Source organism: Streptomyces sp. Edi4 (assembly GCF_040253615.1).
Taxonomy (GTDB): domain Bacteria; phylum Actinomycetota; class Actinomycetes; order Streptomycetales; family Streptomycetaceae; genus Streptomyces.
On sequence record NZ_JBEJGY010000004.1, the window covers coordinates 5,299,744 to 5,322,676 of the forward strand.

The window sequence follows — 22,933 nt, forward strand, 5'->3', positions numbered from 1 at the left end:
GGCAGAGTCTTGGATCCGTCAGGCCCCGCATACGGCACCCCTGTATCCCGGGTACCCCGGTACCCACGCAACTCAATAGCCGAGCCGTATGCCGCCCGCGCATCACGCGGCGCTTCCCGCGAGGAAGTTGCCCATCGGGTCAGTTCCTCCCGTGACCCAGCAGTTGGGAGGAGAGAGCCAGGGGCACGATCGCGTCCGCGAGGTCACCCGTGCGGACGCCGCTGGAAGGAAACCGTGTGAGCCGGATCTCGGTCCGGGGATTCGCGGTGGCATCTGCCACTGCGGTCACCACCGTTGGCGCCGTAGTCGGCGTTGCCGCGGGCAGTCCCGCCGCCGCTTCGAACGACAACTTCGAGGCAACCGCGGCCGGCACGACGCTCCTCGCGGACCTCCCCGCCGGTCAGCAGGCCCAGGTGCAGACCGCTTCTCTGACGCAGCAGGCGGACGCGCAGGCCGCGCAGGCCAGCGCCACGGCGAAGAAGTCCGCCGAGGAGGCCGCGCGCGTCCAGGCCGCTCAGGACGCCAAGGCCAAGAAGGACGCCGCGGACAAGGAGAAGCAGGACAAGGCCGACGAGGAGGCCAAGGCCCGCGATCTGGAGACGCAGGCGGCCAGCCGCTCGGCGAGCCGGACCGACTTCGCGGTCAAGAGCTCCTACTCGGTCTCCGAGATCCAGGCGATCGCCCGCCAGATCGTCCCCTCCGGCCAGTTCCAGTGCTTCAGCCACATCGTGAACAACGAGTCGAGCTGGAACTACCAGGCCACCAACGCCGGTTCCGGCGCCTACGGTCTCGTCCAGGCGCTGCCCGGCAACAAGATGGCCTCGGTGGGCTCCGACTGGCAGACCAACCCGGCCACCCAGATCAAGTGGGGCCTGAACTACATGAACGAGCGCTACGGCAGCCCCTGCGGCGCCTGGTCGTACTGGCAGTCCCACAGCTGGTACTAGTCCGGCCGGTTGGGCGGCCCGACGGAAACCTCCAGGGCCCACTCGACCTCGTGGAGCCCCGCACCGTCCTTCGGTGCGGGGCTTCGCCCGTGTACGGTCGGCTTCGGACAGCACGGGGGAGGCGCCGGGGAGAACCGGCGCCGGGGGAAAAGGGAACGGCGGGATCATGTCGACAGTGCCCGGTTTGCTCGCACGGCTTGGCGCCGGCCTGACCCGGTGGGGAGAGCGCCTTGAGGAGCGCCGGGCCGAGACGGAGGCCGGGGCCGATGAGGAGGTCTCCGTCCCGGTCGCGGCCCACGCGCCGAAGGCGGCCCCGGCACGGGCCGTACGGGAAGCCGCAGCGGCCAAGTCCCGGGCGCCGGCGGACGCTTCGCAGGATCACGCCCCCGACCACGTACCGCCGCCGCCCACGTACGCGCCGGCCGTGGCGGCCCGGCCCGATCCGGTGCACGCGGTGCCGTGGAGCATGCGGGTCGCGGCCGAGGTCGGCTGGCGGCTGCTCGTGCTGGCCGGGGCCATCTACGTACTGACGCAGATCATCAGCGCGGTCAGCCTGGTGGTCCTCGCGTTCGTCGCGGCTCTGCTGATCACCGCGCTGCTCCAGCCGACCGTCGCCCGGCTCAAGCGCAGGGGACTGCCGCGCGGGCTCGCCACCGCGGTCACCGCGATCTCCGGGTTCGTCATCATGGGGCTCGTCGGCTGGTTCGTGGTGTGGCAGGTCATGGACAACCTCGACGACCTGTCCCACAAGGTGCAGGGCGGCATCGAGGAGCTGAAGAGCTGGGCCCTGAACAGCCCGTTCCATGTCACCGAGGACCAGATCAACCAGATCGCCAAGAACCTCAGCGACACCATCGGCGCCAACACCAACGAGATCACCACGGCCGGGCTCCAGGGCGTGACCGTCCTGGTCGAAGTGCTCACCGGCATACTGCTCGCGATGTTCTCGACGCTGTTCCTGCTCTACGACGGCCCGAAGATCTGGCAGTGGGTGCTCAAGCTGGTGCCGGCGGCGGCCCGGCCGGGGGTGGCGGGCGCGGGCCCCAAGGCCTGGCGCACGCTCACGGCGTATGTGCGCGGCACGGTGATAGTGGCTCTGATCGACGCGATCTGCATCGGCGTCGGGATCTACTTCCTCGGCGTGCCCATGGCAGTGCCGCTCGCCGTGTTCATCTTCCTGTTCGCCTTCATCCCGCTGGTGGGCGCGGTCGTCTCGGGTGCGCTCGCGGTCGTGGTCGCCCTGGTCACCCACGGCGTCTTCAACGCCCTGATGGTGCTGATCGTGGTGCTCGCGGTGCAGCAGATCGAGGGGCACGTGCTCCAGCCGTTCATCCTGGGCCGCGCGGTGCGGGTGCACCCGCTCGCGGTGGTCCTCTCGGTGGCCGCCGGCGGTCTGGTGGCCGGCATCGGCGGCGCCGTCGTCGCGGTCCCGCTGGTTGCCGTCACCAACACGGTGGTCGGCTATCTGCGCCAGTACGCCCGCGACAACGCGATGCGCGCCGCGCACCCGGAGGGCGCGACGACGTCCCCCGAGGAGCCAGGCCCGGACGGAACGCCGCCCGACGCCACGCCGCCCGGCCACGGTGCGTCCGCGCCGACGCACGAGGAGAAGCCATCCGAGGCGGCCCCCGAAGCGTCGACGCACGACGAGACCCCGCCCCCCGACGCGCCACCCGGCCCACCCGCCGGAAAGCCCGAGTAACCCCGGGGCGGGCAGCGAAAGGGCCCCGCCGATATCGAACGACGCCTCCGAATGCCTCCGCCCGCGATCCGAAGAGCCCGCCCCAGGCCCCGGAGGGTACGTTCTCGACGGTGCCCCCACGCCGGACACGAAGCCGACGATCCACCCGGCGACGGACCGGGTCGAGGACGCCCGCTTCCCCAAGGCCCAGGCCGGACGGGTCGAGGTGGGGCGCCGGATCGGCACCGACGGCATGCGGCTGTTGAAGATGATCTGGACCGATGACGCCCCTTTGGCGCTTCGGACACCGGACACTGCCTCCGGTGCGGATCACTGAAGTCCGTGACCGTCCCGCACGCCCGCGGCGAGGTTGCCCACCGGCAGGACGCCCGCCACGATTTACTGGGACAACCAGCACGTGACCTGCCCGAACGGCATCACCAGCACGCAGTGGAACCCGCCCCGTTCGCAAGATGGACTGCTGGCCATTCGGGTCCAGCCCTCTCCAGCGCCGCGAGCATCCGCACCGACACCTGACTCGTCGGCAAACCCCGCGCCCGCGCCCGCACCAGCCCCCTGGGCAGCACTTCGCCCCGCCGCATAACGACGGGGCGAAAGCGTAGGGCCCGGCCCGGGTGAGTTACCCGCGGCCCCCGGAGGGGTTACGCCGCGAGCGCGGCCTCGGAGTCCAGCGTGACGCCCACGGCCTGGATCACCGCGGCGATCTTGAAGGCCTCCTGGATCGTCTCGCGGTCGACGCCGGCCTTGCGCAGGACCTGCTCGTGCGAGTCCAGGCACTGGCCGCAGCCGTTCACTGCGGAGACGGCGAGCGACCACAGTTCGAAGTCGACCTTCTCCACGCCCGGGTTGCCGATGACGTTCATCCGCAGACCGGCCCGCAGCGTGCCGTACTCCGGGTCGGAGAGCAGGTGGCGGGTGCGGTAGAAGACGTTGTTCATCGCCATGACGGCGGCAGCCGACTTGGCGGCCGAGTACGCCTCGGGCGACAGGTTGGCCTTGGCCTCCGGCTCCAGCTCACGCAGCACGATCGGGCTGCGCGAGGCTATGGCGGTGGCGAGCACCGTGCCCCACAGCTGCTGGGCCGGCAGCTCGGAGTTGCCGATGACCGAGCCGAGGTTCAGCTTCAGGTCCTTGGCGTAGTCCGGGACGGCGGACTTCAGCGCGTCGAGGGACATGGATCACTCACCGGCCAGGAGCGCGACCGGGTCGAGGGTGTTCTCGCCCTTGGTCCAGTTGCACGGGCACAGCTCGTCGGTCTGGAGGGCGTCGAGGACCCGCAGGACCTCCTTGGGGTTACGGCCCACGGAACCGGCGGTCACCATCGTGAACTGGATCTCGTTGTTCGGGTCGACGATGAAGACGGCGCGCTGCGCGAAGCCGTCCTCGCCCTCGATGCCGAGGTCACGCATGAGCTCGTGCTTGGAGTCGGCCAGCATCGGGAAGGGCAGGTCGGTCAGGTCCGGGTGGTCCTTGCGCCAGGCGTGGTGCACGAACTCGGAGTCACCGGAGAAGCCGAGGACCTGCGCGTCACGGTCGGCGAACTCGTCGTTCAGCTTGCCGAACGCGGCGATCTCGGTGGGGCAGACGAAGGTGAAGTCCTTGGGCCACGCGAAGACCACGCGCCACTTGCCCTCGTAGGTCTTGTGGTCGATCTGCTGGAACTCCTGGCCGCTCTCCAGCGACACACAGGCAGTCAGGTCGTACGTGGGGAACTGGTCACCAACAGTGAGCACGCGCTCTCCTAGCAAATCGAGGAAGTACCGATTCGAGCGGATTCGGAAGCTTCCTGGGGGGTTGGACGGATTACCGATCCTGGCACAGGAGGCATTGATCAGGGAAATAGCTAGACTGGGTCAGCCTGATCGGAGGTGCCTATCAGTGCGCCTGAGTAAAGAGGAGCGTGGGTCCATGGGGCCGAGTGGGCGAGGTGGCCGGTCGTGGCTCTGAGCAGCCGGGGCAAGCAGCCCAGCCTGGCGCAGCTGCGCGCGTTCGCGGCGGTCGCGGAGCATCTGCACTTCCGTGACGCGGCGGCCGCGATCGGGATGAGCCAGCCCGCCCTGTCCGGCGCGGTCTCCTCGCTGGAGGACACCCTCGGCGTGCGGCTCCTGGAGCGCACCACCCGAAAGGTGCTGCTCTCGCCTGCGGGCGAACGGCTCGCGGCGCGGGCCAAGGCCGTGCTGGACGCGGTCGGCGAGCTGATGGAGGTGGCCGAGGCGGTACGGGCGCCGTTCACCGGGGTGCTCAGGCTCGGCGTCATCCCGACCGTGGCGCCCTATCTGCTGCCCGCCGTGCTGCGGCTCGTCCATGAGCGCTACCCCGACCTCGACCTCCAGGTCCACGAGGAGCAGACCTCCTCGCTGCTCGAAGGGCTCACGGCGGGACGGCTCGATCTGCTGCTGCTCGCCGTGCCGCTCGGGGTGCCCGGCGTCAGCGAACTCCCCTTGTTCGACGAGGACTTCGTACTCGTGACCCCGCACGACCACTGGCTCGGCGGACGCAGCGAGATCCCGCGCGAGGCGCTGCGTGAACTGCGGCTGCTGCTCCTCGACGAGGGGCACTGCCTGCGGGACCAGGCGCTCGACATCTGCCGCGAGGCCGGGCGCACCGACGGGGCGCCGGTGACGACGACCGCGGCCGGGCTCTCCACGCTGGTGCAGCTCGTGGCCGGCGGGCTCGGCGTGACGCTGCTGCCGCGCACCGCCGTCGAGATCGAGACGAGGCGCAACGACCGCCTGGTCACGGGGTACTTCGCCGAGCCCGCCCCCTCTCGCACGATCGCCCTGGCGATGCGGACGGGTGCCGCGCGCCAGGGCGAGTTCGAGGAGTTCGCCGCCGCCCTGCGCGGGGCGCTGCGCGACCTTCCGGTACGGGTCTCCAAGTAGGGCCGTCGGAGCTCGAACTCCCTTGGTTTCCAGGGGAGTTCGAGCGTTCGCGGCTACTCCGTGCGCAGTCCCTCCGGGCGCATGAGGCGCCACAGCGGCGGCAGCGAAAGGGCGGTGACGAGCAGCACCACGCCTGCGCCGATGCCCACCATCGACACCGCCGGAACCCAGTCGATCGTCACCGGGCGGCCCACCATCCGCAGCAGCACCGAGCCGAGCCCGAGCCCGACCGCCGCCGCCAGCGCGAGACCGAGCGCCACCGGCACCGCGCTCTGCCACAGGACCGAGAGGCTGAGCGTGGTGCGCCGGGTGCCGAAGGCCACGAGCGCGGACAGCAGCTTCTTGCGTTCGCGCAGCTGCTCGAGCATCGACACGAGCAGGCTCGCGCCGATCAGCATCAGGACCGCCGCGGCCCCGATGTACAGGCCCTGGCGCACCCCCGCGAACCGGGCGTTGGTCTGCGTGCCGGTCAGCGCGCGCGCCGAGCTGAGCGGGTCGGCCTCGGCCGCCTGGGTCAGCACCCGCTCCTTGGCGAGGCCGTCACCGGGGGAGGTGGAGACGTACACCGTGGAGTGGACCGGGAGCTTGACGCCGTGCGGCAGCGCGCCCGGGGTCACCAGGACGCCGGGGCGGCGCTGGCCGCCCGGGTCGGTGCGGGCCGTGACCTTGCGGGCGCTCGCCGGAACGGTCCAGCGGACCTCCGCGCCCTTGGTGGTGGAGCCGCCGTTGGTCGGGTCGAGGTAGAGCGTGCCGCCCGGCGCGGGAAGTCCCTCGGGCTGCCAGTCGCCGCCGGTCGCGAGGAACGCGTCGCCGTCCCGGCACGAGGGCAGGGTCGCGATCTGGCCCAGGTCCGCGCAGGTGGCGACCGTGACCGGGGTGAAGTGCTGGGGCTCCTTCGCCTTGTCGCCGCCGTCCAGCGAACCCAGCACCACCGTGGCCGTCACGCCTTCGGTGCTCTTGATGGCGCTGATCTCGCGGGACTGGGCGTCGGGCGAGGCGTCACCGAGCGGAACCACCAGCTGGGCCCGGCTCGTGTCCTCGCCATTGGCCTTCACGTAGTCGCCCTCGACGGCGCCGAACAGCATCTGAAGGGCGATCGCCCCGGCCACCGCGACCGCGATGCCGTTCACCATGCGGGCCGCCGAACCGGACGTCAACTGGAGCCTGCGCACGGCCAGTTGCCAGCCGACCGGGCCGCCGCCGAGTCCGCGTACGACCGCCTCCACCAGCCAGGGCAGCAGCGCGGTCACGCCGATGAGCAGCAGCACCGTGCCGCCGATCACCTGGGCCTGGTTGAACATGCCGTTGTCACGGCCCCGGCCCATCATCGGCAGCAGCAGGCCCGCGCCCGCGAGCGGTGGCAGCACCCGCCACCACACGCGCCGCCTGCGCGCCACCGTGGTGCGCACCACGCCGAGGGGTTCCACGACCACCGAGCGCATCGCGAACAGGGTCACCGCCACCGCCGACGCCGGCACCGCGAGCACCACGCCCACCGCGAGCAGCGGGCTCGGGTCGATGTCGGAGGGGAAGACATTGAGCCCCGCCACCGAGACGTCGCCCACGTACTGGCGGCCGATCAGGAAGAACACGGCGCCGATGACCACGCCGACCGCGGCTCCGGCCAGCGCCTCGCCCGCCGCCATCCAGCGGGTCATGCGCCGGTCGGCGCCCGCCAGGCGCAGCGCCGCGAGCCTGCGGTCGCGCCGGTCGCCGCCGAAGCGCACGGCGGCCGCGATGAACACGCCGACCGGCATGAGCAGCACCACGAAGATGATGACGATGAGCAGCGCGAGGACCGGGTCCAGCTTCTCCTGGACGGCGTTGACGAATCCCTTGACCCGCACCACCTCGCCGCGATCGCTCACCTCGTCGTCGCGCTTCTTGAGGATGTCGCTGCCCGCGTAGTAGGCCAGCTCGTGCGGGCCCATCAGACCCCGGTCGGCGATGGTCGCGGTCACCTTGTACGGGATGCGCCGGCGCAGCAGTTCGCCCTCGGGGGAGGCGAGCAGGTCGCGCAGGGCGGGCGAGGCGACCATGGTGCCGGGCGCGGGAAGCGCGGAGACGCCGGGCGGCACCGGCGACCTGGGGCCCTCCGCCTGGAGCAGCCTGCCCCGTACGTCCGCGCCCTTGAACTGGGTGTCGGCGCGCCCGATCAGGAGGGTGCCCGGGCCGGGGCCCTCGTTGGTGGAGGCCCCGTAGTCGTTGCGGGCGTTGTCGCGGGCCTGGCGGGCGGTGAGCGCGCCGGGCAGCGCGGTGGTGCCAAGGAGCAGGGCGACGCCGAGACCCACGCCGACCGCCGTGAGCAGCGTGCGCGTCCAGCCCTCACGGCCGCCGGTGAGGGCGAACCGGGCGCCGAACGCGAGGTCGCGCAGCAGGCTCATACGGAGTGCTCCAGCATCATGTCGCGGGACTTGCCGTCGCGGACGACGATCTCGCGGTCCGAGTAGGCCGCGACCCGTGCCTCGTGGGTGACCAGGACGACCGCGGCGTTGGTGGACCGGGCCGCCTCGGTGAGCAGCTGCATGACACGCTCGCCGTTGAGCGAGTCGAGTGCGCCGGTGGGCTCGTCGGCGAAGACGACGCGCGGCTTGGTGACCAGCGAGCGGGCCACGGCCACCCGCTGGCCCTGGCCGCCGGACACCTCGCCGGGACGCTTGTGCCCGAGGTCGGCGACCTCGAGGCGCTCCATCCACTCCAGGGACCTGCGCTCGGCCTCCTTGCGCTTGACGCCGGTCAGGCGCAGCGGCAGGGCCACGTTCTCCACGCAGGTCAACTCCGGTACCAGCTGGCCGAATTGGAAGACGAAGCCGAACTCGGTGCGGCGCAGGGCGCTGCGCTCGGCGTCCGGCATGGCGGACAGCTCGCGGCCGTCGTACATGATCCTTCCGGAGTCCGGGGTGACGATCCCGGCGAGACAGTGGAGCAGCGTCGACTTGCCGGAGCCGGAGGGGCCCATCACCGCGACGACCTCGCCGGGGTGGATGGAGAAGGCGGCGCCGTCGAGGGCGGGCGTGGGGCCGTAGGCCTTGTGCAGGTCCTGGGCGACGAGAAGGGAGCCGGCGGGCGTCATGCGCGTACCTCCGTGGCGAGCCGGCCGAGACGGGCGGCGGTCAGTTCGAGCCACCGCAGGTCGGCTTCCAGATGGAACAGGGCGTGGTCGCAGATCAGCTGGTCGGTGAGGTCGCCGTGGCGCTTGCGGTCGGTCAGTACGCGCATCAGGCGCAGGTGCTCGGCGCGCTGGGTGTCCAGCACGTCGCCCGCCTCGCGGCCGGTCAGCAGGGCGAGGACGACCTTGGTGTAGAGGGTCGACTGGAGGTAGGGCTCGGGTTTCTCGGGCTGCCTGAGCCACGTCTCGACATCGGTGACGCCGGCCTCGGTGATGGCGTACCGCTTGCGCTCGGGGCCGCCGCCGGCCTCGACGCCGTCGACCTCGACGAGGCCGTTCTTCAGGAGCCGGGACATCGTCGAGTAGACCTGCCCGTAGTGCAGCGGACGGTCGTGGCCGAACTTCTCGTCGAAGGCGCGCTTGAGGTCGTACCCGTGACGTGGGCCCGACTCCAGGAGCCCGAGGAGGGTGTGTCCGATGGACATGGCGTGTGCCTCGCTTCTCAACTGCCGCCGCCCATGGGCGAAGAGATCACCCGCAGCGGAAGGCGTCGCTTGATGGAAGGCACTATACGCACTAGGTATACCTGCGGTGTATACCCGGCGTGAATAGTGGCTCGCGACCGGGTCATTGGGGGGCAAATCGGGGCGGTGTCGAGATCACTCGCAACCCTTGGCACGATTCGCTCGTCGGTTCCCATGGGGCAGGTGCTGATTCTCACGTACGGAAAAGACGTGATCGGATCCGCTTTGTCCGTACGTGCGGTGTTAGTTTTCTGAGCTGATCTGGCGAGTCTGGTGAGTCATATGAAGGCGAGCGACTGAGGTTATGGGCCGAGCGGAAGAGCGGCGCGCCCGGCAGGGCGGGACGCGCCGAGCCAAACAGAAGGTGAAGAAGAAGGGCATACGCCGGTTCTTCACCTGGAAGAAGATGCTCGGCACGTTCTTCGGGCTCTGCCTTCTCGCGATGGGCGCGTTCTACGTCATCTACCTGATGGTGCCCATCCCCAGCGACAACGCCGAAGCCCACATGGAGAGCAACGTCTTCAAGCTCTCCAACGGCCAGGTGCTCGCCCGCACCGGAACGGTCAACCGCGAGACGGTCGGCCTCGACAAGGTCCCCGTGCCCATCCAGCACAGCTTCGTCGCGCTGGAGAACAAGACGTTCTACGAGGACAAGGGCGTCGACTTCAAGGGCACCACCCGAGGCATCCTGAAGACCCTGATGGGCAAGGGCGCCCAGGGCGGCTCGACGATCACCCAGCAGTACGTCAAGAACAACTACCTGACGCAGGAGCAGACGGTCACCCGCAAACTGAAGGAGATCGTGATCTCCCTCAAGGTGGACCAGCGCTACAGCAAGAACGAAATCCTCGCCGGGTACATGAACACCAGCTACTACGGCCGGAACGCCTATGGCATCCAGGCGGCGGCGCAGGCGTACTACGGCAAGGACGTCTCCAAGCTGACGCTTGAGGAGGGCACCTACCTCGCGGCGCTGCTCCAGGCCCCCAGCCAGTACGACTGGCAGACGGCCGGGCCCGTCGGCAAGCAGCTGGTGGAGGGCCGCTGGAACAAGGCGCTCGACAACATGGTCGAGAAGAAGTGGCTGACGCCGGACGAGCGCAAGAACCTGAAGTTCGAGCCGCCCATGGACGCCAAGGTCGCACCCGGCATGGAGGGGCAGACCGGTTACCTGGTCGACGCCGCCAAGAGCGAGATGGCCGCCAACGGGATCGGTGAGGACCTGCTGGCGCGGGGCGGCTGGACGATCACGCTCAACATCGACCCCGCCAAGCAGAAGCTTCTGGAGAACGCGGTCAAGGAGAAGCTGACCAGCAAGCTCGACCCGAAGAAGCGCAAGGTTGACGCCGACCTCCAGGCCGGCGCGGCGTCGGTCGACCCGAAGACCGGTTCCGTGGTCGCCCTCTACGGCGGCCAGGACTACATGCACCACATGCTCAACAACGCGCGGAACACCACGTACCAGCCCGCCTCGACCTTCAAGCCGGTCATCCTCGCAGCGGCCCTCAACGAGGGCGCCGAGACGCAGGACGGCAAGCCGATCAAGGCGAACACGGTCTACAACGGTGACAGCAAGCGGCCCGTCAAGGGCAGCAAGATCGCCTTCGACCCGCCGAACGAGGACGACGTCAGCTACGGACCCGTCAGCGTCCAGGTGGCGATGAACAAGTCGATCAACTCCGTCTTCGCGCAGATGGGCGTCGACGCCGACCTCTCCAAGGTCCGCGACACCGCTGTGGAGATGGGGATGGAGTCCCTGAAGGGCAAGAACCCGGTGCCCTCCATGACGCTCGGCTCCTACGGATCGAGCCCGCTCCAGATGGCCGCGGTCTACGCCACGCTCGACAACCACGGCAAGAAGGTCACGCCGTCGATCGTGAAGTCGGCCGAGCACAAGGACCACAAGTACAACAAGCCCGACCCCATCGGCAGCCAGATCATCAGCAGGGGGGCGGCCGACGCCGTCACCTCGGTGCTCACCGGCGTGGTCGACGACGGTACGGCCCAGAAGTCGGTGGCCGAGGCCGACAACCGCGGCAACAAGCAGGTCGCGGGCAAGACCGGTACGTCCGACAACAACAAGTCGGCCTGGTTCACGGGCTACACCCCGGATCTGGTCACCTCGGTCGGCCTGTGGGGCGAGGCCGCGGACCCGCGCGTGGTGAAGGACGACGACGGCAAGAACGTGACGGTCCCCAAGGGCGGTCAGGTCACGATGATCAACGGCGCCGGTGAGCCGGGCCGTGTCAACGGTGGCTCCATCCCGGCCCGCATATGGGCCGCGTACACCTTCGACGCGGTCAAGGGCGGCACCGCCAAGTTCGACCTGGACACCGATCAGGGCGCGGCCGTCGAGCCCGCCTACACGCCGCCGAAGTCGCCGAGCTCGACTCCCTCGAAGACGCCGAGCGCCCCGGCTTCCAAGTCGCCGAGCGCCCCGCCGTCGATGACGACGAGTCCCACCCCGTCCAAGTCGGTGAGCAGCCCGCCGAGCGGGTCGCCCTCGCACCATCCCTCGAAGTCGGCGCCGCCTACGCCGTCGAACTCGGGTGGACCGAGCCTGCCGGACGATCCGTTCAACCCCAACTGAGCCGCTGTGACGGCCGACGGCCCCCGTCCCGGGATCCCGGGACGGGGGCCGTCGTCGTGTGTGCCGTCCTGGCCGGGGCCTTCCCTCAGGGGCGGGTGGGCAGTTCGAACCAGACCACCTTGCCGCCGGAGAGGCGGGTGGCGCCCCAGCGCCGGGCCAGGCGGTTGACCAGGAACAGGCCGCGCCCGCCCTCGTCGGTCTCGCGGGCCCGGCGCTGGCGGGGCAGCTGGGGCGAGTCGTCGCCGACCTCGCAGCGCAGGACGTCGGTCTTGAGCAGCCGCAGCGTGACCGGCCGCTCGGCGTAGCGCACCGCGTTGGTGACGACCTCGCTGACCAGCAGCTCCACGGAGTCGGTCAGCTCCTCCAGGCCCCACCGCTCCAGCGCCCTGCGCGCCAGGCGCCTGGCACGGCCGGGAGCGGTCTCCTCGGGGTCGAGGAACCAGTACGCCACATCGCTCGGCGCGATCCCGTCGAAGCGGGCGGCGAGCAGCGCGATGTCGTCGTCGCGATCGCCCGGGCCGAGCATGTCGAGCACGTCGTCGCAGAGCGCTTCGAGCGGCGGCGAGTGGTCGGGCCCGGTCAACTGGGCGGTGGCGGCGAGCCGTTCACGCAGCTGCTCGATGCCGGTCCACACGTCGCGCAGGCGCGACTCGACCAGGCCGTCGGTGTACAGGAGCAGCGTGGCGCCCGCCGGAGCGTCCAGCTCGACCGCCTCGAAGTCGACGCCGCCGACCCCGATCGGGGCGCCCGAGGGCACCCGCAGCACCTCGGCACGGCCCCCGAGGTGGAGCAGCACCGGCGGCGGGTGTCCGGCGTTGGCGATGGTGATGCGGTGGGCGACCGGGTCGTACACCGCGTACAGGCAGGTCGCCATGCGGTCGGTGCCGAGCCGCTGGGCCTGCTCGTCCAGGTGGTGCAGGACCTCGGCGGGCGGCAGGTCGAGACCGGCCAACGTCTGTGCGGTGGTGCGCAGTTGGCCCATGATCGCGGCGGACGTCATCGAGTGGCCCATGACGTCGCCGACGACGAGCGCGACCCTGCTGCCGGGCAGCGGGATCGCGTCGTACCAGTCGCCGCCGACCCGGGCCGTCTCGGCCGCCGGGAGGTAGCGCGAGGCGAGCCGCACCCCGGTCGGCTGGGGCAGGCTGTCGGGCAGCATGGTGCGCTGGAGCTCGTCGGCGATGTATGCCTCGCGCCCGTAGAGCACCGCCTTGTCGATGCCGAGCGCGGTGTGCGTGGCCAACTGGGCCGCCACGAGCAGGTCGTTGGCCTCGAAGGCGGGCCGCTCGGGGCCGCGTACGAAGACGGCGGCGCCGATCACCCGGCGCCGGCCGCGCAGCGGCGCGAGGATCGCCCGGCGCCCTCCGGGCACGGTGCGGTCGGGGCCGAGCAGTTCGGCCAGGGCCGCGCGGGCGGCGGGAGACTCCGCGAAGACCGGGCGCACCCCGCGCAGGACCTCGTTCAGCTCGCCGCCGGTGCGCACCTCGCACAGCTCGGACGCGGGGGTGAGGTCGGGCCCGGGGCCGCCGAGCACGGTCAGGCCCTCGGCCTCCGCGCTCTCGCTCAGCGCCTCGTCGACTAAACGCAACCGGTCGGTGCGGCGAAGACGCAGCACGAACGGGGTGGCCGGGCGCTCGTCGCCGACCGGGAGCGGGTCGCGCAGATGGACCAGGATGGCGTCGGAGAACGTCGGCACGGTGGCGCGGCACAGGCCGAGCACGATCTCGTCGAGGTCTATGCCGCGGGCGATCCTGCGGGTGGCGGCGCCCACGAAACGCAGCCGGTCGCCCTCGCGGCGGGCCACCGCCTCGGCGCCGTCGTCGCCGGCCGGCGTCCCGGGGCCGTCGCCCTCGGGCGCCACGCCCACGCCGGGCACGGCCGCCGCGGCCGCCGCGTCCCGGCCGCCGCGCCCGGGCTGGCCCGGCACGGAGGCGGTCACGCCGGCGCTCCGGCCGGCCGCGCGGGCGCCCGGCGAGGTGTGCCGGGAGGGGCTTCGGGCCGGGCCGCGCGCGGGGTCCTGCCCGTTGCCGGCGTGGGCGTGGCCGCCGGACGGCTCCGCGCCCGCCCGCGCGGCGGGCGGTGTGTCGTCGGCATGAGGCCTCCCCTGCTCCTCAAGGGCGTGAGGGAGGGGCTGCTCGGTGGGCCGGCCGAGTTCCTTGTGCCGGCTCTCGTGCGAGGTGGGCTGGGGCTCCGTCACGCGTCGGGTTCCGTCCGTCCGGGATGAGACATCCGCCCTGCCGCGAGCGGCGGCAGTGGCAGCGACAGGGTAAGGATGCGTGCTGCGGTCGCACCACGCTAAATACCCTCCCCCAAGTCCTCGAGGTGGGGGGGAGGCCTCGTCCGGGCGGCGTCGGCACCGGGCACGCTCCACCCCCCTGTGGTGACATACGGTCAATTCTTGCACCGGTACGGCCGATTGGCGCTGCCGGCTCCCGCGCGACCCGCGGAGGACGATCCTACGTTTGAACCCCGGGGGCGCATCAAGGGTCTCACGACGTCATGTGCGCCGGAGTGCGATCCCAGTCCGCCGGGAGCGCGGGAACGGGCCAGCGCGGATCCGGCCGCCAGGCCTCCCAGCCGTCCGCGAACGGGCTGCCCCACGCGGTGATCACCTCGACCGCGGACCGCCCGGCCGCCCTGACCCGCCGCGCCTGGCCGCCGTCCATCAGCCCCGCCTGCTGGGCCTGCGCGAACTCGTCCTCGTCCAGCCACTGCCAACTGCGGTCCGGGTGGACGGCGATGTCGAGGAAGTGGTCGGTGGAGTCGATGCCCCGCGACCACCGCGCACGCGGCTCCTCCAGGTTCACGTACCAGTTCTTGAAACGCCAGCCCCGCTCCCAGAACAGCCACACCGACCAGGGCTCGCCCGGCCGCGCCAGCTTGAGCACCCCGCTGCCCGACCACCGCGCGCGCTCGGTGGTGCGCGGGGCGGTGTAGCGGGTGGCCAGCGGCTCCTGGTGAATGGGGCGGCCGTCGGTGAGGACCGGGCGTACGCAGTGGGTGCCCGGCGCCATCCACACCGCGAGCAGGTCGTCGGTGTCCTGGACGACCGTGACCGGGCGGCAGATGTGGACCCGCCCCTTCGTCGCGGGAGCGTGGTCGAGATAGCGCCAGAGGATGTGGTCCCCCGGCGCCCAGTGCGGGGTGCCGTCTCCTGTGCCTGCCATGTGCAGATATTACGGAGTGCGGTCAAGACCGCGCCGCGAGGGGGATCACGACGGGGCGGCCGGGGAGCCGGGGTGGCCGCTGACGTGTCAGGGATGTGTCAGAGGCGGGTCAGGGCACGTCAGGGGCGGGTCATGCGCAGCACGTCGAGGGCTTCGTCGAGCTGCTGGACCGTCAGGTCGCCGCGCTCGACGTAGCCGGATTCGAGGACGACCTCGCGGATGGTCTTCCGCTCGGCCAGGGACTTCTTGGCGACCTTCGCGGCCTCCTCGTACCCGATGTACTTGTTGAGCGGCGTGACGACCGACGGCGAGGACTCGGCGTACTCGCGGGCCCGCTCCACGTGCGCGGTGATCCCGTCGACCGTGCGGTCGGCGAGCAGCCGCGCGACGTTGGCGAGCAGCCGGACCGACTCCAGGAGGTTCTTGGCCATCACCGGCAGCATCACGTTGAGCTCGAAGTTGCCGGCCGCGCCCGCCGTCGCCACTGTCGCGTCGTTGCCGATCACCTGGGCGGCGACCATGAGGACGGCCTCCGGAATGACCGGATTGACCTTTCCGGGCATGATCGAGGAGCCCGGCTGGAGGTCGGGAAGACTGATCTCGGCCAATCCTGTGCGCGGGCCCGACGCCATCCAGCGAAGGTCGTTGGAGATCTTCGTGAGCGACACCGCGACGGTCCGCAGCTGCCCGCTGGTCTCCACCAGGCCGTCGCGCGCGCCCTGCGCCTCGAAGTGGTCCCGCGCCTCGGTGAGCGGGAGCCCGGTGGTGCGCGCGACCTCGGCGATCACGGCCGCCGAGAAGCCGTGCGGGGTGTTGATGCCGGTGCCCACGGCCGTGCCGCCCAGGGGCAGTTCGGCCAGCCGGGGCAGGGCGGAGCGCAGCCGCTCCACGCCGTGCCGCAGCTGCGCCGCGTAGCCGCCGAACTCCTGGCCGAGGGTGACGGGGGTGGCGTCCATCAGATGCGTACGCCCCGACTTGACCACGTCCGCGAACTCGGCCGACTTGCGCTCGAGAGCGGCCGCCAAGTGGTCGAGGGCCGGGATCAGATCGGCGGTGACGGCGGCCGTCGCGGCGATGTGGATGGAGGAGGGGAAGACGTCGTTGGAGGACTGCGAGGCGTTCACATGGTCGTTGGGGTGGACGTCGCGGCCCAGCTTCTCGGTGGCGAGCGTCGCCACCACCTCGTTCATGTTCATGTTCGACGAGGTGCCGGATCCGGTCTGGAAGACGTCGACCGGGAAGTGCTCGTCCCAGCGGCCTTCGGCGACCTCGCCCGCCGCCTCCTCGATGGCGCCCGCGATGTCCTTCTCGAGCACCCCGAGCTCGGCGTTGACCTTGGCGGCGGCCGCCTTGACGCGGGCCAGCGCCTCGATGTGGGCGCGCTCCAGACGTTGCCCCGAGACGGGGAAGTTCTCCACCGCCCGCTGTGTCTGCGCCCGCCATTTGGCGTGCGCGGGCACCCGCACCTCGCCCATCGAGTCGTGCTCGGTCCGGTACTCGCTGTCGTTCATGGTGATGAACCTCCCGAAAAAGTTGAGCACTTGTCTTGTTCTACCTATTCCCAACACGCCCTACCGGCCAGTAAATACCGGTGGGCCGCATTCTCCCGGGAGACGACCCTCGTACCCCGCAGGCCCACCAGGAGGCGTCATGACGCGCACCAGGCACAGACTTCGCCGCACGCTCGCGGCCGCCGCGGCCGTGGCGGCCGCGTTCGGGGGCATGGCGGCGGGCGCGGCCACCGCGCAGGCCGCCGCCGCGCCGGCCGTCCAGTCCACCCCGCTCCCGCCCGACCTGGAGAAGATCCGGGCGGCGGAGGCCACCCAGCTCTACGGCGATCCCGCCGAGCGGCCCATGGCCGACCGCAGGACGGGCCTGATCTCGCTCGGCGACAGCGAGATCTCCGGCGAGGGCGTCGGCACCTACGAGGCCGGCACCAACGGGCCCGACAACTGGTGCCACCGCTCGCCCGACTCCGCGATCCACCGCACCGGCATCCCGGCCGACGAGACGTACAACGTGGCCTGCTCGGGCGCGTACACCGGCAACATCAGGATCGGCGGGACCAAGCAGTACGCCGACGAACTCGTGCAGAGCGACAGCCTCGCCATCAAGGCCCGCAACACCCGGATCAAAATGGTGCTCCTGGTCGCGGGCGCCAACGACGATCTCCAGTTCGGCCCGGTCATGACCGACTGCGTCGAGCGCTATCTGCTGCTCCAGGGCCCGTGCCAGTCCAAATACCAGCCCGGCTGGCAGGCCCGGGTCGACGCGCTGGTGCCCAAGGTCGAGGCGACCGTGAGTGACCTCAAGACCGTGATGCGCGACGCGGGGTACGCCGACGGCTCCTACAAGCTCGTCGTGATGGGCTACCCGAGCCCCATCGGCCCCGACTTCCACGACAACCCGTCCTTCCCCGGCAAGCTCGTCTGCGGCGGCCTCGGCTACGACTCCGACACCGTGTGGGGCCGCGACACGGCGGTGCCCGCCTTCGAGGTCGGCATGCGCAAGGCCGCCGAGGCCACCGGCGCGACCTACCTGGACGACTCGCGGCTCTTCAACGGCCACGAGGTCTGCATGGAGGACACCTGGGCCAGGGGCCTCTACATCGACGTCTCCAAGCCGGGCCTGCCGGACGCCAACTCCGTGCGCCAGTCCTTCCACCCCAACTACCGGGGTCACGGCGCCTTCGCCTCCTGTCTCACCCAGCTCTACAACTCCGGCGCCAAGGAAGGCAGTTGCGCCGACCCCGCCTCCACGGGCAGCCCCACCCTCTACCCGCTCGCCTGGGACGACGCCTACCGGCCGCTGAAGAACGAGGCCACCGGGAGCTGCGCCGACGTCACCGCCTCCAGCAGCGCCAACGGCACGGCCGTCATCGGCTGGGACTGCCACGGCGGACGCAACCAGGGCTGGTGGTACGACGACGGCCGCAAGTCGGTGCACACCCAGCTCACCCAGGACCGCTGCCTGGACGTGCCGGGGGCGAACTACACCGCCGGTGCCCAGCTGATCATCTGGAACTGCTCGGGCGCGGCCAACCAGGAGTGGGTGCGCGCCTCGGGCACCCTGCGCCCGGCCGCGGCCACCAGCCTGTGCGCCACCCTCGGCGCCGCCAAGGACCCGCTCACCCTGCGCCCCTGTGACGGCACCGCGAGCCAGCGCTTCGCCTGACCCGGACGCGGCCCGGACGCGTCCCACCCGGGCCGCCCGGCGCTCGGCCCCGTCATGGACAGCCGTCCGCGGCGGGGCCGAGGTGTGCCACCTCGATGGCGGAGGGCGAAAGGGCGGCCGCCACCCGCACACGCGCGCCGAAGCCCAGCGGAGTGCGGGCCCGCGCCGCGTACTTCAAGGGCCGTCCACGCACGCAGAACAGCACCTCGCCGTACCCGCCGCGCGGGATCGGCGTGACCACATGGCCCGCGGCGCCGACCATCGCGGCGGCCGTCGGTGACGCCTTCGCGCGCCGCCGCGGCCACGTCCGGTCCAGCCCCGCCAGTAACCCGCCGGGCCCGCTGAACCACCCCAACTGCGCCACCCCTCCCGGTGATTGAAGCGCCCCGGCCGATGCGGCGACCGGGGCGATTGCGGACACATGCCAGGATAGGCGGCCAATTCACCGGGCCCTTAGGGGCTTTGGACCCTATTCGCGCACAGGATTCCAGGGGGGAGGCCTTCGGGCTCCACCTCCCGATGGAGCCGGGACGGTCAGACCTGTCCTGCGCCCCGCACGGGGATGTTCAGGAACGTCGGCGGCTCGGCCGGCGCCTGGAAGAAGTCGTTGCCCTTGTCGTCCACGACGACGAACGCCGGGAAGTCCTCGACCTCGATCTTCCACACCGCTTCCATGCCGAGCTCTTCGTACTCGACAACCTCGACCTTCTTGATGCAGTCCTGCGCCAGGCGCGCCGCCGGGCCGCCGATCGAGCCGAGGTAGAAACCGCCGTGCGCAGCGCACGCGTCGGTGACCTGCTGGGACCGGTTGCCCTTGGCCAGCATCACCTTGGAGCCGCCGGCCGCCTGGAACTGCTCGACGTAGGAGTCCATCCGGCCGGCCGTGGTCGGGCCGAACGAGCCAGAGGCGTACCCCTCGGGCGTCTTCGCGGGACCCGCGTAGTACACCGGGTGGTCCTTGAGGTACTGCGGCATCTCCTCGCCCGCGTCAAGGCGCTCCTTGATCTTGGCGTGCGCGATGTCACGGGCCACGACCAGGGGGCCGGTCAGCGAGAGGCGGGTCTTGACCGGGTGCTTGGTGAGCTCGGCCAGGATCGCGTCCATCGGCTGGTTGAGGTCGACGCGGACGACGTTGTCGTCGCCCGCGTCCAGGTGCTCGTCGGTGGTGTCCGGCAGGAAGCGCGCCGGGTCGGTCTCCAGCTGCTCAAGGAAGACGCCCTCGGCGGTGATCTTCGCGACGGCCTGGCGGTCGGCCGAGCAGGAGACGGCGATCGCGACGGGCAGCGAGGCACCGTGGCGGGGCAGCCGCACCACGCGCACGTCGTGGCAGAAGTACTTGCCGCCGAACTGCGCGCCGATGCCGATCTTCTGGGTGAGCTCGAAGACCTTCTTCTCCAGCTCCTCGTCGCGGAAGCCGTGGCCGAGCTCCGAGCCCTCGGAGGGCAGCTCGTCCAGGTAGTGAGCGGAGGCGTACTTCGCGGTCTTCAGGGCGAACTCGGCGCTGGTGCCGCCCACCACGATCGCCAGGTGGTACGGCGGGCACGCGGCGGTGCCCAGCGAGCGGATCTTCTCCTCCAGGAACTTCATCATGGAGGCCTCGTTCAGGACGGCCTTCGTCTCCTGGTAGAGGAACGACTTGTTGGCGGAGCCGCCGCCCTTGGCCATGAAGAGGAACTTGTAGGCGCCGCCGTCGGTCGCGTAGAGCTCGATCTGCGCGGGCAGGTTCGAGCCGGTGTTCTTCTCGTCCCACATGGTCAGCGGCGCCATCTGCGAGTACCGCAGGTTCAGCTTGGTGTACGCATCGTAGATGCCGCGTGAGAGCGCTTCCTCGTCGCCGCCCTCGGTCAGGACGTTCTGGCCGCGCTTGCCCATGACGATCGCGGTGCCGGTGTCCTGGCACATCGGGAGGACGCCCGCCGCGGCGATGTTGGCGTTCTTCAGGAGGTCGAGCGCGACGAACTTGTCGTTGCCCGAGGCCTCCGGGTCGTCGATGATCTTGCGCAGCTGGGCGAGGTGGGCCGGGCGGAGGTAGTGCTGGATGTCGTGGATCGCCTCGGCGGCGAGCGTGCGCAGCGCCTCCGGGGCGACCTTGAGGAACGTACGGCCGTCGGCCTCGAAGGTGGCGACACCCTCGGCGGTCACCAGGCGATACGGCGTGGTGTCCTCTCCCAGGGGGAGCAGATCGGAGTACTGAAACTCTGGCATGGGGCGGCCATTCCTCACTCGGCAGACAGCTGCTGGGCCTCCATTGGCACAGCACCCTCCAGCGTATGCCGCGTCCGGAGCGCCGTTTCTGTGAGGTAGGGCTCAGTTGCCGAGCCCGTGGCGCCCCGCGACTAGTCGCGATCTATCGCGTTTGGGTACGCTGCCTCCGTGGACCTCGAAAAGCACGCCAAGGCGGATCCCGCGCGGCCCGCGAAGGCCGACCCCACCCAGCACGCCGAGCCCCCGGCGCTGCGGGCGTCGGACGCCGACCGGGACAAGATCGCCGACATCCTGCGCGACGCGCTGGCCGAGGGGCGCCTCGACGCGGCCGAGCACTCCGAGCGCATCGACGCGGTCTACCGCGCCAAGACGGTCGGTGAACTGGAGCCCCTGGTCAAGGACTTGCCCGCGAGCGGCGCCCGCCCCCGGCCGGTGGCCGCGCCCGCACCGCGCGAGGTGGCGGAGAGCGTCGGGCCCGTCGAGGCGGAGAACCTGGTCGCGATCTTCTCCGCCTCCACCCGCAAGGGCCGCTGGCGGGTCGGCCGGCGCACCAATGTCTTCTCGCTGTTCGGCAGCGTCGACATCGACCTCACAGAGGCGCTGTTCGAGCAGCGCCTGACCGTCATCAACGCGACCGCGATTTTCGGCAATGTGGAAGTCCGGGTCCCGGAAAACCTGAGCCTGCGCGGGAGCGGCACCGGAATCTTCGGCAACTTCGAGGTGCACACGCTCGAGGCCGACGATCCGGAGGCTCCGGTGGTCGTCATCAATGGATACTCGGTCTTCGGCAGCATCGAGGCCAAGCCGAAGCGGGGCAAGCTCATCGCCGACCTCCACCAGAGGCTGCGCAAGCGGCTGGACCCCTGACGGCCAACGCGATTGTGGCGAGGGCGAGTTCAGGCCATGGGCCGACCGAGCGGAGCCGCGCCGGTCGGAACGCAGTGCATAGGCCCGCGTACAGCGGGTAGGGACTTTTCCATCGTCGCTCGCTCGCGAAGCCGTCGTCAGGAGTAGACCGTGCTGCATCCGCCGCATCATTCCCTGCAGGTCGCCGCCGTTCCGCCGCAGCGTGGTCCAGCCAGGGAGGATCAGGCGGGCCCGTGGCACGCGGAGGCGGTCTGCCGCCGGGACGAGGCGGGTCTGTTCTTCGCCCCGTCCAAGGAGCCGACGGCCGCCAGACTCTCCCGCGAGGAGGCCGCCAAGCGCGTCTGCGCCCGCTGTCCGGTCATGGTGGAGTGCCGCGAGCACGCCCTGCTCATGCCCGAGCCGTACGGTGTCTGGGGCGGCCTGACCGCGGCCGAGCGCCGGGTGGTCATCGCCCGCCGCCGCCGGCGCGAGGTCGAACTGAAGAAGTCCGCGTCCGCCGCCTAGCGTCCTTCGCCGCCGCTCGGCACGGCTCCGCGCGTCCGCGTCCGCGTGCGTGAAGGGGCGCCCCCGCCGCACCACGGGGACGCCCCTTCATCTACGTGCGAACTGCCATGCGTCCAGGGTCACTTGGGCCCGAAGCGGCTTGCTCTACCGGTTCTACTTGGCCCGGTCGAAGTCGATCTGGCTGTACGCGCGCAGCTTGGAGAGCCGGTGCGTGGAGTCGATCTGGCGGATGGTGCCCGACTTCGAGCGCATCACGAGCGACTGCGTGGTCGCCGTCTCCGCGCGGTAGCGCACCCCGCGCAGCAGCTCGCCGTCGGTGATGCCGGTGGCGACGAAGAACACGTTGTCGCCGCTGACCAGGTCGTCCGTGGAGAGCGTACGGTCCAGGTCGTGCCCCGCGTCGAGTGCGCGCTGACGCTCGGCCTCGTCCTTGGGCCACAGCTTGCCCTGGATGACACCGCCCAGGCACTTGATCGCGCAGGCCGAGATGATCCCCTCGGGGGTGCCGCCGATGCCCATGAGCAGGTCGACGCCGGTGCCCTCGCGCACGGCCATGATCGAACCGGCGACGTCGCCGTCCGAGATGAACTTGATGCGCGCGCCGGTCTCCCGGATCTCCTTGACGATGCCCTCGTGGCGGGGGCGGTCCAGGATGACCACGGTGACGTCCTCGGGCGAGGAGTTCTTGGCCTTGGCGACCCGGCGGATGTTGACCGAGACCGGGGCGTTGATGTCGACGAAGTCGGCCGCCTCGGGGCCCGTCACCAGCTTGTCCATGTAGAAGACCGCGGACGGGTCGAACATGGCGCCGCGGTCGGCGGCGGCGAGCACGGCGATCGCGTTCGGCATGCCCTTGGCGTTCAGGGTGGTGCCGTCGATGGGGTCGACGGCGATGTCGACCTCGGCGCCGGTGCCGTCGCCGATGCGCTCCCCGTTGTAGAGCATGGGCGCCTCGTCCTTCTCGCCCTCGCCGATGACGACGATGCCGTTCATCGAGACGGTGGAGACGAGGGTCCGCATGGCGTTGACCGCGGCGCCGTCCGCGCCGATCTTGTCCCCGCGGCCGACCCAGCGGCCCGCGGCCATGGCGGCGGCCTCGGTGACCCGCACGAGCTCAAGGGCCAGGTTGCGGTCGGGGGCCTCGGGAGAGACCTCGAGTTCGGACGGCAGATGATGCTCGGTCATCGGAGCGCACCTTTCTGTACGGCGACGGCCGCAAGGTAAGAGGGTGCTAGGACTCTATCGGCACGTCGACAAATTGA

Annotated in this window: 18 protein-coding genes; 7 read left to right on the top strand and 11 right to left on the bottom strand. The window is 70.9% G+C overall.

Features of this window, described 5'->3' with window-relative positions:
- The first annotated feature begins 236 nt into the window (after positions 1-236).
- Positions 237-947: an aggregation-promoting factor C-terminal-like domain-containing protein gene (locus ABR738_RS26220; protein ID WP_350232404.1), complete on the top strand. Its 711-nt coding sequence runs from the start codon at positions 237-239 to the stop codon at positions 945-947.
- 166 nt (positions 948-1,113) lie between these two features.
- On the top strand, positions 1,114-2,649 hold the full coding sequence (locus ABR738_RS26225; RefSeq protein ID WP_350232405.1) for an AI-2E family transporter: 1,536 nt from the start codon (positions 1,114-1,116) through the stop codon (positions 2,647-2,649).
- Between the two features lie 641 nt (positions 2,650-3,290).
- On the opposite strand, the gene ABR738_RS26230 is transcribed toward ABR738_RS26225, so the two are convergent.
- Positions 3,291-3,824, bottom strand: a complete 534-nt coding sequence (locus ABR738_RS26230) for an alkyl hydroperoxide reductase (protein ID WP_350232406.1) — start codon at positions 3,822-3,824, stop codon at positions 3,291-3,293.
- A gap of 3 nt (positions 3,825-3,827) precedes the next feature.
- Positions 3,828-4,382 carry a peroxiredoxin gene (locus tag ABR738_RS26235; RefSeq protein ID WP_261712501.1) on the bottom strand — a complete coding sequence of 185 codons (555 nt, stop codon included), beginning with the start codon at positions 4,380-4,382 and terminating at the stop codon, positions 3,828-3,830.
- 204 nt (positions 4,383-4,586) lie between these two features.
- Here ABR738_RS26235 and ABR738_RS26240 point away from each other — a divergent pair, with 204 nt between their 5' ends.
- Positions 4,587-5,531, top strand: coding sequence for a LysR substrate-binding domain-containing protein (locus ABR738_RS26240; protein WP_350232407.1), 945 nt, complete (start codon positions 4,587-4,589; stop codon positions 5,529-5,531).
- A 53-nt stretch (positions 5,532-5,584) separates the two neighbouring features.
- Here the strand turns inward: ABR738_RS26240 and ABR738_RS26245 are convergent, their stop codons facing one another.
- From ABR738_RS26245 to ABR738_RS26255, 3 genes are read right to left on the bottom strand one after another with little or no spacing between them, the layout of a single operon-like run.
- The gene (locus ABR738_RS26245) at positions 5,585-7,915 is read right to left on the bottom strand and encodes an FtsX-like permease family protein (RefSeq protein ID WP_350232408.1); all 2,331 of its coding nucleotides are present in this window, start codon (positions 7,913-7,915) and stop codon (positions 5,585-5,587) included.
- Complete coding sequence (locus ABR738_RS26250; RefSeq protein WP_350232409.1) at positions 7,912-8,604, bottom strand: ABC transporter ATP-binding protein; 693 nt, start codon at positions 8,602-8,604, stop codon at positions 7,912-7,914. The genes ABR738_RS26245 and ABR738_RS26250 overlap by 4 nt, the downstream gene beginning before the upstream one ends.
- Complete coding sequence (locus ABR738_RS26255; protein ID WP_350232410.1) at positions 8,601-9,125, bottom strand: PadR family transcriptional regulator; 525 nt, start codon at positions 9,123-9,125, stop codon at positions 8,601-8,603. The genes ABR738_RS26250 and ABR738_RS26255 overlap by 4 nt, the downstream gene beginning before the upstream one ends.
- Positions 9,126-9,468: 343 nt before the next feature.
- Here ABR738_RS26255 and ABR738_RS26260 point away from each other — a divergent pair, with 343 nt between their 5' ends.
- Positions 9,469-11,754, top strand: a complete 2,286-nt coding sequence (locus tag ABR738_RS26260; protein ID WP_350232411.1) for a transglycosylase domain-containing protein — start codon at positions 9,469-9,471, stop codon at positions 11,752-11,754.
- Between the two features lie 85 nt (positions 11,755-11,839).
- Here ABR738_RS26260 and ABR738_RS26265 read toward each other — a convergent pair whose 3' ends face one another.
- The 3 genes from ABR738_RS26265 to ABR738_RS26275 all read right to left on the bottom strand — a co-directional run bounded on the left by ABR738_RS26265 (position 11,840) and on the right by ABR738_RS26275 (position 16,432).
- Positions 11,840-13,951 carry a SpoIIE family protein phosphatase gene (locus ABR738_RS26265; RefSeq protein WP_502964144.1) on the bottom strand — a complete coding sequence of 704 codons (2,112 nt, stop codon included), beginning with the start codon at positions 13,949-13,951 and terminating at the stop codon, positions 11,840-11,842.
- A gap of 292 nt (positions 13,952-14,243) precedes the next feature.
- Positions 14,244-14,921: a cytidylyl-2-hydroxypropylphosphonate hydrolase gene (gene fomD / locus ABR738_RS26270; protein ID WP_350232412.1), complete on the bottom strand. Its 678-nt coding sequence runs from the start codon at positions 14,919-14,921 to the stop codon at positions 14,244-14,246.
- Between the two features lie 119 nt (positions 14,922-15,040).
- Positions 15,041-16,432, bottom strand: coding sequence for a class II fumarate hydratase (locus ABR738_RS26275; RefSeq protein ID WP_350232413.1), 1,392 nt, complete (start codon positions 16,430-16,432; stop codon positions 15,041-15,043).
- A 139-nt stretch (positions 16,433-16,571) separates the two neighbouring features.
- Here ABR738_RS26275 and ABR738_RS26280 point away from each other — a divergent pair, with 139 nt between their 5' ends.
- Positions 16,572-18,095, top strand: coding sequence for a ricin-type beta-trefoil lectin domain protein (locus tag ABR738_RS26280; RefSeq protein WP_350232414.1), 1,524 nt, complete (start codon positions 16,572-16,574; stop codon positions 18,093-18,095).
- A 52-nt stretch (positions 18,096-18,147) separates the two neighbouring features.
- Here ABR738_RS26280 and ABR738_RS26285 read toward each other — a convergent pair whose 3' ends face one another.
- Together ABR738_RS26285 and ABR738_RS26290 are read right to left on the bottom strand one after the other, a co-directional pair.
- Positions 18,148-18,357 carry an NfeD C-terminal domain-containing protein gene (locus tag ABR738_RS26285; RefSeq protein ID WP_350232415.1) on the bottom strand — a complete coding sequence of 70 codons (210 nt, stop codon included), beginning with the start codon at positions 18,355-18,357 and terminating at the stop codon, positions 18,148-18,150.
- Positions 18,358-18,629: 272 nt separating this feature from the next.
- Entirely contained in the window at positions 18,630-20,300 is a 1,671-nt protein-coding gene (locus ABR738_RS26290; RefSeq protein WP_350232416.1) for a fumarate hydratase, read from the bottom strand.
- A gap of 168 nt (positions 20,301-20,468) precedes the next feature.
- On the opposite strand from ABR738_RS26290, the gene ABR738_RS26295 reads away from it, so the two are divergent.
- Positions 20,469-21,167 (top strand): DUF1707 SHOCT-like domain-containing protein, encoded by a 699-nt coding sequence (locus ABR738_RS26295; RefSeq protein WP_502964145.1) that lies wholly within the window; start codon positions 20,469-20,471, stop codon positions 21,165-21,167.
- Positions 21,168-21,317: 150 nt separating this feature from the next.
- Positions 21,318-21,671: a WhiB family transcriptional regulator gene (locus ABR738_RS26300; RefSeq protein ID WP_350232417.1), complete on the top strand. Its 354-nt coding sequence runs from the start codon at positions 21,318-21,320 to the stop codon at positions 21,669-21,671.
- Positions 21,672-21,824: 153 nt separating this feature from the next.
- Here the strand turns inward: ABR738_RS26300 and glpX are convergent, their stop codons facing one another.
- Positions 21,825-22,856 carry a class II fructose-bisphosphatase gene (glpX, locus tag ABR738_RS26305; protein WP_350232418.1) on the bottom strand — a complete coding sequence of 344 codons (1,032 nt, stop codon included), beginning with the start codon at positions 22,854-22,856 and terminating at the stop codon, positions 21,825-21,827.
- Positions 22,857-22,933: the final 77 nt, after the last annotated feature.